The organism is Cellulosimicrobium sp. SJTW-1 (assembly GCF_047716875.1).
In the GTDB taxonomy this organism is placed as follows: domain Bacteria; phylum Actinomycetota; class Actinomycetes; order Actinomycetales; family Cellulomonadaceae; genus Cellulosimicrobium; species Cellulosimicrobium funkei.
The window spans coordinates 1,606,590-1,620,604 of sequence record NZ_CP136680.1 but is presented as its reverse complement, the minus strand read 5'-3'; the positions used below and the strand labels follow the sequence as shown (position 1 = coordinate 1,620,604).

The window sequence follows — 14,015 nt, the reverse complement described above, 5'->3', positions numbered from 1 at the left end:
GGCGCCCGACCCTATCCGTCGCGAATGTCCTGGCGCGAGCACGGCCCGGGACAGGAGGATCGGGGGCATGAGCGACCACCGACCCGCACGCCTCCCCGACGGCTACGAGCTCGTCCCCCTCACGTCCGCCGACCTGCGCGACGTGCTCGACCTCGACACCACCACGTTCCCCTCGCCCGTCGAGGTCGACGAGCTCGTCGACCTCCCGTTCCCGCTGACCTGGGAGCGCGCGCTCGGCGTGACGGTCGAGCGCGAGGACGCGGACAGGCCGCCCGTCGACGGCGCGCGCCCCGTGCGGCGCGAGCTCGTGGGGATGCACGCGTCGTACCCGTTCGCGCGCTTCCCGGTCCCCGGCGCGACCGCGCCGGTCGCGGGCCTCACCTGGGTGGGCGTCCACCCCGCGCACCGGCGGCGCGGCATCCTCAGCGCGATGATCGACACGCACCTCGCCCGGTGCCGCGAGCGGGGCGAGCCGGTCTCGGCGCTCTTCGCGGCGGAGGCCGCGATCTACGGCCGGTTCGGGTACGGCAAGGCGGCCGACGACGTGCGCCTCACCGTCCCGCGCGGCGTCGCGCTGCGCGACGTCCCGGGCGCGGAGCGGCACACCGTCCGGATCGAGCGCGCGGACCGCGCGCGGCACGGCGAGCTCGTCGCGTCGATCCACGAGCGCGCGGGCGCGGACCCGACGGGCCAGGGCGCCGGTCTCAACCGTCCGGGGTGGGCGACGCGCGAGACCCCCGAGCTCCAGGCGACGTTCTGGGACGACGCCAAGGTCTGGCGCAAGGACCGCGAGCCCACGCGCATCGCGATCGTCGAGCTCGACGGCGAGCCGCGCGGGTACGCGCGCTTCCACCGCAAGCTCTCGTGGGAGGCCACGGGCCCGCGCGGCCCGGTGAGCACGGGCGAGGTCGTCGCGCTCGACGCCGCAGCCGCCCGCGCGCTGTGGGGCGTGCTCACCGACCTCGACCTCACGCACGAGGTGACGCCCTTCATGCTGCCGGTGGACGACGTCGTCACGAGCCTGCTCGTGGACCCGCGCTCCGCGTCGCCGCGCCTCGCGGACAACCTCTGGGTGCGGGTCGTGGACGTGCCCGGCGCGCTCGCCGCGCGCCGGTACGCGGCGGACGTCGACGTCGTGCTGCACGTGACCGACGAGCGCCTGCCCGACAACGCGGGACGCTGGCGGCTGCGGGCGGAGGCCTTCGGCGCGGCGACGGCCGAGCGGACCGACGACGCGGCGGACGTCTCCCTCGACGTGCGCGAGCTCGGCGCGACCTACCTGGGCGGGACGTCGCTCGCGGCCCTCGGCGCGGCAGGTCTCGTCACCGAGCACTCCCCCGGCGCGCTCGCGCGCACGAGCGCGGCGCTCGGCTGGCCCGTCGCCCCGGTGTGCAGCTGGGTGTTCTGACCGGGCGGGCGCACCCGGGTCCCGGGTGCGCCCGCCGTCACGTCTGGCAGACGCCGCACCAGAAGAGGTTGCGCCCCGCGAGCTCCTTGAGGAGCACCGGCGTGCCGCACACCCGGCACGGCAGCCCGTCGCGGTGGTACACGTAGAACGCCTCGTCCGCGGGCACGGCGTCGGGAGCGACGTCCGTGTTCTGCCGCACGCGCCGCCGGCCGGTCGCCGCCTCGTCGGGGCCCTCGCCCGCGCCGTCGTCGCGGTGCTCGGGGCGCGTCGTGACGATCGCGCCCGTGCGCGCGCCGTCGTGCATGAGCACGACGAGGTCGTCCCACAGGGCCCGCAGGTCCTCCGCGGGCACGTCGCGACCGGGACGCATCGGGTCGAGCCCGGCCCGGAACAGCGCCTCCGCGCGGTAGATGTTCCCCACGCCCGCGACGACGTCCTGGTTCATGAGGAGCAGCCCGACGGGGCTGCGCGAGCGCCGCACCGCGGCGACGAACGCGTCGCGCGGGTCGGGCTCGTCCGGGCCCGGGTCGCGGATCGGGTCCGGCCCGAGCCGGTCCTCGACCGCACGCTTCTCGTCGTCCGTGACGACCTCGCACGCCGTCGGGCCGGTGAGGTCCGCGACCGCGTGCGCGCCGACGAGCCGGACGCGCACGGCGCCGCGCGGCGGCGGGGGCGACCAGGCGTCGTCGGGCGCGCCGGGCACCTCCCCCGGGCCCGCCGGGACGGTCTCGCGCTCGCCGATCCGGCGCCGGGGCGCGCCGATCGCGTGCACGACGGCGGTGCTGCCGTCGCCCGCGAACGTCCACGCCCCGTAGAGGCCGAGGTGCACGCGGAGCCAGCGGACGTCGTCGGACGCGCCGCCCGGCCCGGCGAAGCCGAGGAACATCTGCTTGCCCCACGCCTCGCTCGCGACGAGCACGCGGCCGTCGAGCAGGGCGGCTCCCGCGGCGAACCGGCCCTGCGGGCTGCTCACCGCGAGCGGCTCGCCCGTGAACAGCTCGCCGAAGGCGCGCGCGAGACGGTGGACGGTGTGGCCCTCGGGCACGTCAGGCCGAGGTGCCGCGCGCCGCCTCGTACGCCGCGAGCTGGTCGATGCGGCGCTGGTGGCGCGGGTCGCCGCTGAACGGCTCCGCGAGGAACGCGTCGACGAGGGCGACCGCCTCGTCCACCGAGTGCTGGCGCGCGCCCACCGCGACGACGTTCGCGTCGTTGTGCTGGCGCCCGAGGCGCGCGGTCTCCAGGTTCCAGGCGAGCGCCGCGCGCACGCCGACGACCTTGTTCGCCGCGATCTGCTCGCCGTTGCCCGAGCCGCCGATGACGACGCCCAGCGAGCCGGGCTCCGCCGCCACCGCCTCGCCCGCCGCGAAGCAGAACGACGGGTAGTCGTCCTGCGCGTCGTAGGTGTGGGCACCGTGGTCGACGACGTCGTGACCCGCCGCCCCCAGGTGCTCGACGAGATGGGTCTTGAGCTCGTAGCCGGCGTGGTCCGCGGCGATGTGAACGCGCATGGGCTCATCATGCCCCAGCGGGCCCCCTCGCCGCCGGGGTGAGGCCGTAGCCTGAGACGCATGACACAGACCTCCCCGACGTCCACGCCTCCGTCCTCGTCCGGCCCGGCCGACGCGGCGCGCTCCGGCATCGACCTCGACGCGCTGGACCCCGCGGTCCGCCCGCAGGACGACCTGTACCGCCACGTCAACGGCCGCTGGCTCGCGACGCACGAGATCCCCGCCGACCGCGCGATGGACGGCGCGTTCCGGGCGCTCTACGACCAGGCCGAGGTGCACGTCCGCGAGATCATCACGGACCTCGGGGAGCAGGTCGCGGCGGGCGGCGCGGACGTCGGGCCGGACGCGGCGAAGGTCGGGGCCCTCTACGCGAGCTTCATGGACACCGAGCGGATCGAGGCGCTCGGCACCACGCCCCTGCAGCCCGACCTCGCGCTCATCGCGTCCGCCACGACGCAGGCCGAGCTCACCGGGGCGCTCGGCGCCCTCCAGCGCACGGGCGGCGCGGGCGCCGTCGGCTTCTGGGTCGACAACGACGCGAAGGACCCCGAGCGCTACGTCGCCTACCTCTACCAGTCCGGGCTCGGCCTGCCGGACGAGGCGTACTACCGCGAGGACCAGTACGCCCCCGTCCGTGAGAAGTACGTGCCGCACGTCGCGCGCATGCTCGCGCTCGCGGGCGTCACGTCCGAGACGTGGGGCGCGACGCCCGAGGACGCCGCCGAGCGGATCATGGCGCTCGAGACGAGGCTCGCCGCGAAGCACTGGGACGTCGTGCGCGACCGCGACGCCGACCTCACCTACAACCCGCGGACGCTCGCCGCGCTCGTCCAGGAGGCCCCCGGGTTCGACTGGCGCGCGTGGGTGCTCGCGCTCGGCGCGCCGCAGGGCTCGCTCGACGACGTCGTGGTCCGCGAGCCGGACTTCGCGGCCGGGTTCGCCGAGCTCTGGGCGAGCGAGCCGCTCGAGGACTGGAAGCTGTGGATGGTGTACCACCTCGTCACCGCCCGGGCGCCCTACCTCTCCGAGGACCTCGTCGAGGCGAACTTCGACTTCTACGGGCGCACGCTGTCGGGCGCGCAGGAGGTGCGCGAGCGCTGGAAGCGCGCCGTCTCCGTCGTCGAGGGCGCGCTCGGCGAGGCCGTCGGCGCGCAGTACGTCGCGCGGCACTTCCCGCCCGCGCACAAGGCGCGCATGGAGGAGCTCGTCGCCTCCCTCGTGGCCGCCTACCGCGAGTCGATCACCACGCTCGACTGGATGACGGACGAGACGAAGGAGAAGGCGCTCGCCAAGCTCGAGGCCTTCACGCCGAAGATCGGCTACCCCGTCCGGTGGCGCGACTACTCGGCGCTCGTCGTCGACGCGCACGACCTCGTGGGCAACGTGCGCCGCGCCCACGCGTTCGAGCAGGACCGCGAGCTCGGCAAGATCGGGCGCCCGCTCGACCGCGACGAGTGGTTCATGACGCCCCAGACGGTCAACGCCTACTACAACCCGGGCATGAACGAGATCGTCTTCCCCGCCGCGATCCTGCAGCCCCCGTTCTTCGACCCCGAGGCCGACGACGCCGTGAACTACGGCGGCATCGGCGCGGTCATCGGCCACGAGATCGGTCACGGCTTCGACGACCAGGGCTCCAAGTACGACGGCGCGGGCCGCCTCGAGGACTGGTGGACGGCGCGCGACCGCGAGGAGTTCGAGAAGCGCACGACGGCGCTCGTCGCCCAGTACGACGCGTACCGCCCCGCCCAGCTCGGCGAGGACGGCCCGCACGTCAACGGCGCGCTGACCATCGGCGAGAACATCGGCGACCTCGGCGGCCTGTCGATCGCGCTCAAGGCGTACCGCATCGCGCTCGGCCGTCCCCTCGAGGACGCGCCCGTCGTCGACGGGCTCACGGGCATCGAGCGCGTGTTCCTCGGCTGGGCCCAGGTGTGGCAGTCGAAGGGCCGGGACGAGGAGGTCGTGCGCCGCATCGCGACGGACCCGCACTCGCCCAACGAGTTCCGCTGCAACGGGGTCGTGCGCAACGTGGACGAGTTCTACGACGCCTACGACGTGCAGCCGGGCGACGCGCTCTACCTCGCCCCCGAGGAGCGCGTGCGCATCTGGTGACCCCGGACGCACGAAGGGCCCGCGGCGGGTCGTCCCGCCGCGGGCCCTCCTGCGTGGTGGTCGGGCCGGTCAGAGCGTCCGGATGCCCGCGCGCGCGATCGTGAAGCCCTTGCCCGTGGCGTCGTCGCGGCACGTCATGCCGGTCTCGGCGCTGTCGCACGTGAAGGGGCCGACCGTCTTGGAGGTGCCGTAGTCGAGGATCGCGGTGTCCCCCGGCGCGGGCTGCGGCTGCTCGGCCGCGGGCACGCACGGCTGGTCGACGCTGCCGTCGGCGTCCAGGACGACCTTGTAGCCGACCGTGCCGTCGCACCCGTCGACCGGGGCGGGCTGCGTGCCGAGCTGGGCGATCACGCACGTCGCGCTGACGTCGGTCACCTCGCACGTGATGTTCCGCGACTCCGACGCGAACGTCTCGGACACCGTGGGCTCGGCCGGCGCCGGCTCCTCAGCACCGTCCGTGGAGGTCGCCGCCGGGGACGTCGACGCCCCGCCGAGCGGTTCCTCGTCGCCCCCGCCGAGCAGCGAGATCGCGAAGACGATCGCCCCGAGGACGAGCAGCGCGTCGACGACGATGAACGCGATCCACCCCGCGCCCAGCCGGTTCGAGCCGCGACCGCCGCCGTCCCCGCCGCGCCGGTCGCGCCGGCCGGTCGACGGGCCGGACGGGGCGCCCGTCCCTCCCGACGTGGCGCGCGGGGCGGCGGCGGCCGGGGCTGCCGAGGCCGGCGGGTGGTAGGCGGGCTGCTGCGCGGGCGGCGTGGCGGCCGCGTAGGCGGGCTGGGCGGTCGGCTCGTACGCCGCGGTACCGCCCGCGTACGGACCGGCCGCAGCGTGACCGGCCGCCGTGTCGCCCGGCGCGTAGCCGGGACGGCCCGCGGCGGTCCCGACCGGGGCCGCGACGCCGAACCCGTTCTGCTCGGTCGCGTAGCGCACGCGCTGCGGCGGCACCAGTGGCGAGGGCGCCGGGACCGCGGGCTGCGCCGCCGTCGGGAGCTGGGTGATCGGCGTCACGTGCTGGACCGTCGTCGCCTGGAAGGACGCCGCCGACGCGACGACGGTCGGCTGGCCGTCCGCGGGCGTCGCGCGCGGCGCCTGGGCCGTCGGGCCGCTCGTCGGGGCGAAGGAGGGCGGCCCCGAGGTCGCGTGCGCGGGCACGGGGGCGAACGCCGTGGTCGGCCGGGCGTCGTCACGACCGACCGCGGCCCCCGGGACGCCGCCGGGGGGCGGCGGCGGCGGTGGCACGGGTGCGTTCGGGGACATGCTCGGCTCCTCGCGGGCTTCCTCGGCGGTCTCGCCCGGCGCGACCGGGCGGCGGGCGCTCCTGGAACCGCCCGCGAACTGACGAAGCATGGCACGAGCCACCCGCACCGGTCGAACCCCGGGAGCCCCACGACGCCCACGCCCCCGCGGTCTGCACGACGTCCGCACGGCGTCCGCACGACGGCGGCGCCGTGCCGGACGTCAGTCGAAGACCGGGCCCTGCGTGCGCGTGCGCTTGAGCTCGAAGAAGCCCGGCGTGCTCGCGACCAGGACGCACCCGTCCCACAGCCGCCCGGCGGCCTCGCCCTTCGGCGCGGGCGTCACCACGGGGCCGAAGAACGCCGTCCCCCCGAACGCGACGACGGGCGTCCCGACGTCCTCGCCGACGCGGCCGATGCCCTCGGCGTGCGACGCGCGCAGTTGCTCGTCGTAGGCGTCGGAGCCCGCGGCGTCGGCGAGCGACGCGGGCAGGCCCACCTCCGCGAGCGCCTCGAGCAGCACGGCGTCGTAGTCGTTCCGCCCGTCCGGGTGCAGGCGCGTCCCGATCGCGTCGTAGAGGGGCTTGACGACGTCCTCGCCGTGCTCGACGCGCGCGGCGGTGACCACGCGCACCGGGCCCCACGCCTTCGCCATGAGCTCGCGGTACTCCTTGGGCAGGTCCCGGCCCTCGTTGAGCACCGCGAGGCTCATCACGTGCCAGCGGACGGTGACGTCGCGCACCTGCTCGACCTCGCCCATCCAGCGGCTCGTCATCCACGCCCACGGGCACACGGGGTCGAACCAGAAGTCGGCGACGCGCAGGTCGTCCTCGGTCGCGGTGGGGTCGGTCGTCGCGGTGAGCGTCACGGGGCGGTCTCCTTCGTCGTCGGGCGCGCCCGGGGTCCGGGTCGCCGGGGCGCGGCGGCCGGGCCGACGGCGTCCCCACCCCGTTCCGACACCGCGCGACCGCAGCGTATTCCCGGGAGCGGGCGCGGGCACGCGTGGGATGATCGTCCGTGGCCCACAGGCCGCCGTCGAGGCCGACCGGCCCGACCACGAGACCGAGGAGATGCAGTGCCCGGAGAGAACCTCACCCGCGCCGAGGCGAGCGAGCGCGCGGCGATCGTCGACGTCCAGTCCTACGAGGTCGACCTCGACCTCACGACGGGGGCGACGACGTTCGCGTCGACGACCGTGGTGCGGTTCACCGCGACCGAGGGCGCGAGCACGTTCGTCGACCTCGTCGCGCCGACCGTGCGCGAGGTCGTGCTCAACGGCCGTGCGCTCGACCCGGCGCAGGTGTTCGCCGACTCGCGCATCGCGCTCGACGGCCTCGCGGCCGACAACGAGCTGCGCGTCGTCGCCGACTGCGCGTACACCAACACGGGCGAGGGCCTGCACCGGTTCGTCGACCCGGTCGACGGCGAGGTCTACCTCTACACGCAGTTCGAGGTCCCGGACTCGCGGCGCGTGTTCGCCGTCTTCGAGCAGCCCGACCTCAAGGCGACGTTCGCGTTCACGGTCACCGCGCCCGCGGCGTGGGAGGTCGTGAGCAACCAGCCGACGCCCGCGCCCGAGGCGCTCGGCACGAAGGCCGACCCGACCGGCACCGGCGCCGGCGACGTCGAGGTCGCGCGCTGGGCGTTCGACCCGACGCCGCGCATCTCGTCGTACATCACCGCGCTCGTCGCAGGCCCGTACGTCGTGGAGCGCAGCGAGCTCACGTCGTCCGACGGCCGCACGATCCCGCTCGGGGTCTTCTGCCGCGCGTCGCTCGCCGACCACATGGACGCCGACTACGTGTTCGACAAGACGCGCGAGGGCTTCGCGTTCTTCGAGTCCGCGTTCGAGCACCCGTACCCGTTCGACAAGTACGACCAGCTCTTCGTGCCCGAGTACAACATGGGCGCGATGGAGAACGCCGGGTGCGTGACGTTCACCGAGACGTACGTCTTCCGGTCCAAGGTCACCGACGCCGTCAAGGAGCGTCGCGTCGTGACGATCCTCCACGAGCTCGCGCACATGTGGTTCGGCGACCTCGTGACCATGAAGTGGTGGAACGACCTGTGGCTCAACGAGTCGTTCGCGGAGTACGCGTCGACGCTCGCGACCGCCGAGGCGACGGAGTGGCGCGAGGCGTGGACGACGTTCGCCGCGATGGAGAAGTCCTGGGCCTACCGCCAGGACCAGCTGCCCTCGACGCACCCCATCGTCGCGACGATCAACGACCTCGAGGACGTGTTCGTCAACTTCGACGGCATCACCTACGCCAAGGGCGCGTCGGTGCTCAAGCAGCTCGTCGCGTGGGTCGGCAAGGAGCAGTTCCTCGCCGGCGTCGCGGCGTACTTCCGCAAGCACGCGTGGGGCAACACCGAGCTGCGCGACCTGCTCGTCGAGCTCGAGGCCACAAGCGGCCGCGACCTCACCGAGTGGTCCGCGCTGTGGCTCGAGACCGCGGGCGTGAACACCCTGCGGCCCGAGTTCGACCTCGACGCCCACGGCCGCTTCACCACGTTCTCCGTGGTGCAGACGGCGGCGGCCGACCACCCGACGCTGCGTCCGCACCGGCTCGGGATCGGCTTCTACGACCTCGTTGACGGCGTGCTCACGCGCGTGCACCGCACCGAGGTCGACGTGGCCGGGCCGCGCACCGAGATCCCCGAGCTGCTCGGCCTCGACCGCCCGCAGCTCGTCCTGCTCAACGACGACGACCTCGCGTACGCGAAGATCCGCCTCGACCCCGTGTCCCTCCAGGTCGCGACCGAGCACCTCGCGGACCTCGCCGACCCGCTGGCCCGCTCGCTCGTCTGGGGCTCCGCGTGGGACGCGACGCGCGACGGCGAGACGCCGGCGAGCGACTACGTGCGCCTCGTGCTGGGCAACATCGCCCGCGAGACCGAGTCGACGACGATCCGCACCACCCTCAACCAGCTCGCGCTCGCCGCGAAGACGTACGTGGCCCCGGAGCGCCGCGAGGAGACGCTCGCGCACGTCGGCGACGTGCTCTGGTCGCTCGCGCAGGACGCGGCCCCCGGCTCGGACCTGCAGTTCCAGCTCGTGAAGTTCTTCGCGCACCTCGCGTCGACGCCCGCGCACGGCGAGGCGCTGCGGTCGCTGCTCGACGGCTCCGCTGCCCTCGACGGGCTCGAGATCGATACCGACCTGCGCTGGGAGATCCTCGAGGGGCTCGTCCTGCTCGACCTCGCGGACGACGCCGAGATCGAGGCGACGCTCGACGCCGACTCGACCGCGACGGGCCAGCAGTCCGCCGCGCGGGCCCGCGCGACGGTGCCCACCGCCGCGGCGAAGCGCGCCGCGTTCGACCGCCTCGTCGGCTCGGACGACGCCCCCAACGCGATCGTCCGCGCCACCACGCTCGGGTTCCAGCACGTCAACGACCCCGAGTCGCTCGCCCCGCTCGTCGGCGCGTACTTCGACGCGCTGCTCCCCCTGTGGGACCAGCGGTCGTACCACATCGCCGAGGCGCTCGTCACGGGCCTCTACCCGGCCCCGCTCGCGAGCACGGTCCTGCGCGACGCGACGCAGGAGTGGCTCGACGCCAACGCCGACGCCGCTCCCGCGCTGCGCCGGCTCGTGGTGGAGAACCTCGCCGGCGTCGAGCGCGCCCTCGCGGCCCAGGCCGCCGACGCCTGACCCCTCGGGTCAGCACCCCTCACGACCGCGCCGGGTCGCTCCGTCCGACGGAGCGGCCCGGAGCTCGTCGTCCCGCGCGGGTCCGCGACCAGGCGGAACCGGCGCCGCGAGCAGGCGATCCCGACGCGTGCGGCGGCCAGGACGGGCCAGGACGGCCTGCTCGGCCGGCTCCGCCGGTCAGAGAGAGTCGTTCATCGCCTTGGCGAGCGAGCGCAGGCGGGCGGAGTCGAAGAGGTCCTCGAGCAGGACGAGGTTGCCCGACGAGTCGCCGAGGGGCACCTTCCAGTTCGGGTACTCCTGGTCCGTGCCCGGCTGGTTCTGCGAGCGGCGCTCCCCCACGGCGTCGGCCAGCGAGACGCCGAGCAGCACCGCCGGGGTGCTGCGGACGAGGCGGTGCAGGGCCTCGACGAGCTCGCGCTCGGACGGGTCCTCGCCCACGAGCGAGCGCTCGCGCAGGAACGCGATCATCGCGTCCCGCTCGGCGCGCGCGGCCCGCCGCACGTCGGCGACGTCCTCCGTGAGCACGCCCAGACGGTCCCGCAGCTCGACGTGCTCGCCCGCGAGGTACCCGGCCGTGGGCGGCAGGTCGTGCGTCGTGACGGTCGCGAGCGCGAGGCGCCGGTAGTCCTCCGGGGGCAGCGGGCGGCCGTCGTCGGTCTTCTCGAACCACAGGACGGACGTGCCGAGGACGCCGCGGTCCGCGAGGTAGTCACGCACCCAGGGCTCGAACACGCCGAGGTCCTCGCCGATGACCATCGCGCCCGCGCGGTGCGCCTCGAGGCACAGGATGCCGACGAGGGCCTCGTGGTCGTAGCGGACGTACGCGCCCGCGTCGGCGCGCGCACCGCCCGGGATCCACCACAGCCGGAACAGGCCGATGACGTGGTCGATCCGGATCGCCCCCGCGTGCCGCAGGACGGTGCGCAGCATGTCGCGGTACGGGGCGTACCCGGCCCGCGCGAGCGCCCGCGGGTGCCACGGCGGCTGGGACCAGTTCTGGCCCTGCTGGTTGTACATGTCCGGCGGCGCCCCGACGGACACCCCGGTGGCGAGCACACCACGGTGCGACCAGACGTCGGCGCCCTCGGGGTGCACGCCGACCGCGAGGTCGTGCATGATCCCCACCGACATCCCCGCCTCGCGCGCGGTGCGCTGCGCGACGCGGAGCTGCTCGTCGGCGACCCACTGGAGCCAGCAGTAGAACTCGACGCGGTCGGCGAGCTGCTCGCGCAGCGCCGCGACGGTCGGGCCGTTCGGGTCGGACGCGCCGGGCGGCCAGTCCCGGTCGCCGTAGTGGTCGGCGAGCGCGCACCACGTGGCGAAGTCCTCGAGCCCCTTGCCCTGCTCGGCGCGGAACGCGTCGAGCGACGCCTGCCGGGCGGTGGACCGGGGCGCGGTGAACACGACCTCCAGCGCCGCCTTCTTGGCCTCCCACGCGGCGTCGCGGTCGATGGGCCCGGGGTCGGTGTCGAGGTCGCGCACCGGGTCGAACGCCCACTCGACGAGCGAGCGGTCGGCCGCGGACAAGTACCCCGTCTCGCGGATGTCCTCGACCCTGATGTACAGCGGGTTGACGAAGCGCCGGCTCGTCGGGAGGTAGGGCGAGGGCGTCATCGGCGTGCGCGGCTCTGCGGCGTGCAGCGGGTTGACGAGGACGAAGTCCGCGCCGGCCTCGTGCGCGGCGAGCCAGGCGAGGTCGGCGAGGTCGGCCAGGTCGCCGACGCCCCACGACGCGCGCGAGCGCACCGAGTACAGCTGGGCCATGAAGCCCCACGCGCGCCGTTCCGCGACGGCGGCGGGCAGCTCGAGCCGCTGCGGCGTCACGACGAGCGTCGCGCGCGCGTGGGCGCCGTCGCTCTCGGCGTGCAGGTCGTGCCACCCGAGGGGCAGGTCGGCCGGGATCTCGAACGTCGCGCGGCCGACGCGCCGGCCGTCGACGGTGCGCGGCTCGACGAACACGTCGAGCTGGCCGAGGTCGCGGCGCTCCCGGGGGGCGCGCGCGGCGTGGTGCCCGGCGACGCCGGAGCGGCCCTGCTCGGCCTCGAGCTCGACCCAGACGTCGACGGCGGCGCCGTCCTGCACGTGCACGGGGACCGGCACGGCGTCACCCTGCCGGACGACGACGGTCGGGGGCAGCATCTGCCGCCACGCGTCGTCGCGCGAGTGCTCGAGGCTGACGGCGACCTTCTCCGGGGACGACGCGGGGACGCCGAGGGCCTCCAGCACGGCGACGAGGGTCGAGGCCCGGACCTGGCGGCGCGTCCCGTCGAAGTCCCAGAAGTCGGACGCGACGCCGTGGGCGTCGGCCAGCTGCACCAACGGCTCGGGCAGGTCCGTCTGCGGGGGTTCGCTCACGCCTGCATCCTGCCAGACCAGGGCCTTGCGAGCAGGACGATCGCCCGGCGTGCCCGGGGCGCTCTCATGCGCCACGGGTACCCTGCCCGCATGTCCCTCCCCCTTCTCGCTCCTGCCGTGCGCGCGCCCGCGACGGTCACCGACGAGCTCAAGAACGGGTTCGACCCGAGCAACCCCGACGACTGGTTCGAGTGGTTCGTCGGCCTCCCGTTGCGCGTGCTGCTCATCGTCGTGATCGGCGCGCTCGTCCTCGCGGTCGTGCGCCGGCTCATCCGCCGCGTCTCCGAGCACATCGCCGAGGGCACGCCCACGCTCCGCGGCAAGCGGCTCAAGGGCCTCGGCGGGTCCGAGGTCGGCACGGTGCTGCTGCGCGCGAACCCGCTCGCGAGCGCCCGCCGGGCCCAGCGGGCGCGGACCGTGGGCTCGGTGCTGCGCTCGACCGCGAACATCGTCATCGGCGCGACGATCGTGCTCATGGTCCTCACCGAGCTCGGCGTGAACATCGCGCCGTTCCTCGCGTCGGCCGGCATCGCGGGCGTCGCGCTGGGCTTCGGCGCGCAGAGCCTCGTGAAGGACTTCCTCTCGGGCACGTTCATGCTCCTCGAGGACCAGTACGGCGTGGGCGACACGGTCGACTTCGGCGAGGTCACGGGCACCGTCGAGGAGGTCGCGCTGCGCGTGACGAAGGTCCGCGACGGCAACGGCACGCTGTGGTTCGTCCGCAACGGCGAGATCCTGCGGACGGGCAACAAGACCCAGGAGTGGGGTCGCGCGGTGGTGGACGTGCGCGTCGCGTACTGGGCCGACGTCGAGGCCGTGCGCGCGGCGCTGCTCGCGGCCGCGGAGGAGGTCGGGAGCGACCCGGTGCTCGGCACGTACTTCCTCGAGCCGCCCGAGGTCACGGGCATCGAGGCCATGACGGCCGAGGCGCTGCAGCTCAAGGTGCAGGTGAAGACGCAGGCCGCGATGCAGTGGGAGGTGGCGCGCGCGCTGCGCTCGCGCGTCCGGCAGGCGCTGTCCGACGCCCGCATCCCGCTGGCCGGGGCGCAGCAGGTGGTCGTCCTCGACCACTCGCCGTCGCTGCCCGACGACCGAACCGACGCGCGGCCCGACGACACGGGCGACCGGTCCGCGCAGGCGGCCCGCGAGAGGCGCGGCGCCGCCGCGGCGACCGTGGTGCAGGACGCGGCGGGCGGCCCGGCGTCCTGAGCCGCGCGGCGCCGTCGGGCACGACCACGACGGCGCCGGTCCCTCCGTGCGGAGGGACCCGGGGGGACTCAGCGCAGGCCGTCGAGCTCCGCGGCGAGGTTGTCGGCCTCCGGGCCGACGATGACCTGGACGACGCGGCCCGAGCGCACGACGCCGAACGCGCCCGTCGCCTTGAGGCGCGCCTCGTCGACGAGCTGGGGGTCCGTGACCTCGACGCGCAGGCGCGTGATGCACGGCTCGAGGTCGACCACGTTGCCCTGACCCCCGAGGGCGTCGAGGATGTTCTGTGCCTTCTGGTCCGAGGGGGTGCTCATCGAAAGTGTCTCCTGAGGCGAGTCGCGGGTGGGGATCCGCGCGGGGGATCCGGGGTGTCGGGGTGCCGAGCACCTGGGAACAGCCTAGTCTCCTGGCGAGGTTGTCACCGGATCGACGCGGCCCCGCAACGCCCCCGCAACAGGGACGTGCACGGCGGCCTGGCGGTCGGACCGTGACGGGCACGCGTGCGCACCGGCCCGGGCACCCGGGTC

The 14,015-nt window shown here is 74.9% G+C and carries 11 protein-coding genes; 5 read left to right on the top strand and 6 right to left on the bottom strand.

Going from position 1 to position 14,015, the window contains the following annotated elements:
• The first annotated feature begins 67 nt into the window (after positions 1-67).
• On the top strand, positions 68-1,408 hold the full coding sequence (gene eis, locus RSE42_RS07345; RefSeq protein WP_415298424.1) for an enhanced intracellular survival protein Eis: 1,341 nt from the start codon (positions 68-70) through the stop codon (positions 1,406-1,408).
• A gap of 37 nt (positions 1,409-1,445) precedes the next feature.
• Here eis and RSE42_RS07340 read toward each other — a convergent pair whose 3' ends face one another.
• Positions 1,446-2,453 (bottom strand): Fpg/Nei family DNA glycosylase, encoded by a 1,008-nt coding sequence (locus RSE42_RS07340; protein ID WP_415298422.1) that lies wholly within the window; start codon positions 2,451-2,453, stop codon positions 1,446-1,448.
• Between the two features lies 1 nt (position 2,454).
• The gene (locus RSE42_RS07335) at positions 2,455-2,916 is read right to left on the bottom strand and encodes a ribose-5-phosphate isomerase (protein WP_021482425.1); all 462 of its coding nucleotides are present in this window, start codon (positions 2,914-2,916) and stop codon (positions 2,455-2,457) included.
• A gap of 60 nt (positions 2,917-2,976) precedes the next feature.
• Between RSE42_RS07335 and RSE42_RS07330 the strand changes: the two genes are divergently transcribed.
• Positions 2,977-5,031, top strand: coding sequence for a M13 family metallopeptidase (locus RSE42_RS07330; RefSeq protein WP_415298421.1), 2,055 nt, complete (start codon positions 2,977-2,979; stop codon positions 5,029-5,031).
• Positions 5,032-5,100: 69 nt separating this feature from the next.
• Here the strand turns inward: RSE42_RS07330 and RSE42_RS07325 are convergent, their stop codons facing one another.
• A complete protein-coding gene (locus RSE42_RS07325) occupies positions 5,101-6,042 on the bottom strand; it encodes a hypothetical protein (protein ID WP_415298420.1) in 942 nt (313 codons plus the stop codon).
• Here RSE42_RS07325 and RSE42_RS07320 point away from each other — a divergent pair.
• Complete coding sequence (locus RSE42_RS07320; protein WP_415298419.1) at positions 6,029-6,373, top strand: hypothetical protein; 345 nt, start codon at positions 6,029-6,031, stop codon at positions 6,371-6,373. The two genes, RSE42_RS07325 and RSE42_RS07320, sit on opposite strands and share 14 nt — an antisense overlap.
• Positions 6,374-6,492: 119 nt before the next feature.
• Here the strand turns inward: RSE42_RS07320 and RSE42_RS07315 are convergent, their stop codons facing one another.
• On the bottom strand, positions 6,493-7,137 hold the full coding sequence (locus RSE42_RS07315) for a DsbA family protein (protein ID WP_396051144.1): 645 nt from the start codon (positions 7,135-7,137) through the stop codon (positions 6,493-6,495).
• Positions 7,138-7,344: 207 nt separating this feature from the next.
• On the opposite strand from RSE42_RS07315, the gene pepN reads away from it, so the two are divergent.
• Positions 7,345-9,924, top strand: coding sequence for an aminopeptidase N (gene pepN / locus RSE42_RS07310; RefSeq protein ID WP_415298418.1), 2,580 nt, complete (start codon positions 7,345-7,347; stop codon positions 9,922-9,924).
• Positions 9,925-10,101: 177 nt separating this feature from the next.
• Here pepN and malQ read toward each other — a convergent pair whose 3' ends face one another.
• The gene (malQ, locus tag RSE42_RS07305; protein WP_043658677.1) at positions 10,102-12,279 is read right to left on the bottom strand and encodes a 4-alpha-glucanotransferase; all 2,178 of its coding nucleotides are present in this window, start codon (positions 12,277-12,279) and stop codon (positions 10,102-10,104) included.
• Positions 12,280-12,369: 90 nt separating this feature from the next.
• Between malQ and RSE42_RS07300 the strand changes: the two genes are divergently transcribed.
• The gene (locus RSE42_RS07300) at positions 12,370-13,488 is read left to right on the top strand and encodes a mechanosensitive ion channel family protein (protein ID WP_415298417.1); all 1,119 of its coding nucleotides are present in this window, start codon (positions 12,370-12,372) and stop codon (positions 13,486-13,488) included.
• A gap of 68 nt (positions 13,489-13,556) precedes the next feature.
• On the opposite strand, the gene RSE42_RS07295 is transcribed toward RSE42_RS07300, so the two are convergent.
• Positions 13,557-13,838 (bottom strand): glucose PTS transporter subunit EIIB, encoded by a 282-nt coding sequence (locus RSE42_RS07295; protein WP_255181276.1) that lies wholly within the window; start codon positions 13,836-13,838, stop codon positions 13,557-13,559.
• Positions 13,839-14,015 lie beyond the last annotated feature (177 nt).

What these genes read in the sequence shown, in the direction of transcription:
- eis (WP_415298424.1), top strand. Translation starts at nt 68, where the DNA reads ATGAGCGACCACCGACCCGCACGCCTCCCCGACGGCTACGAGCTCGTC.
- RSE42_RS07335 (WP_021482425.1), bottom strand. Translation starts at nt 2,916, where the DNA reads ATGCGCGTTCACATCGCCGCGGACCACGCCGGCTACGAGCTCAAGACC.
- RSE42_RS07330 (WP_415298421.1), top strand. Translation starts at nt 2,977, where the DNA reads ATGACACAGACCTCCCCGACGTCCACGCCTCCGTCCTCGTCCGGCCCG.
- RSE42_RS07300 (WP_415298417.1), top strand. Translation starts at nt 12,370, where the DNA reads ATGTCCCTCCCCCTTCTCGCTCCTGCCGTGCGCGCGCCCGCGACGGTC.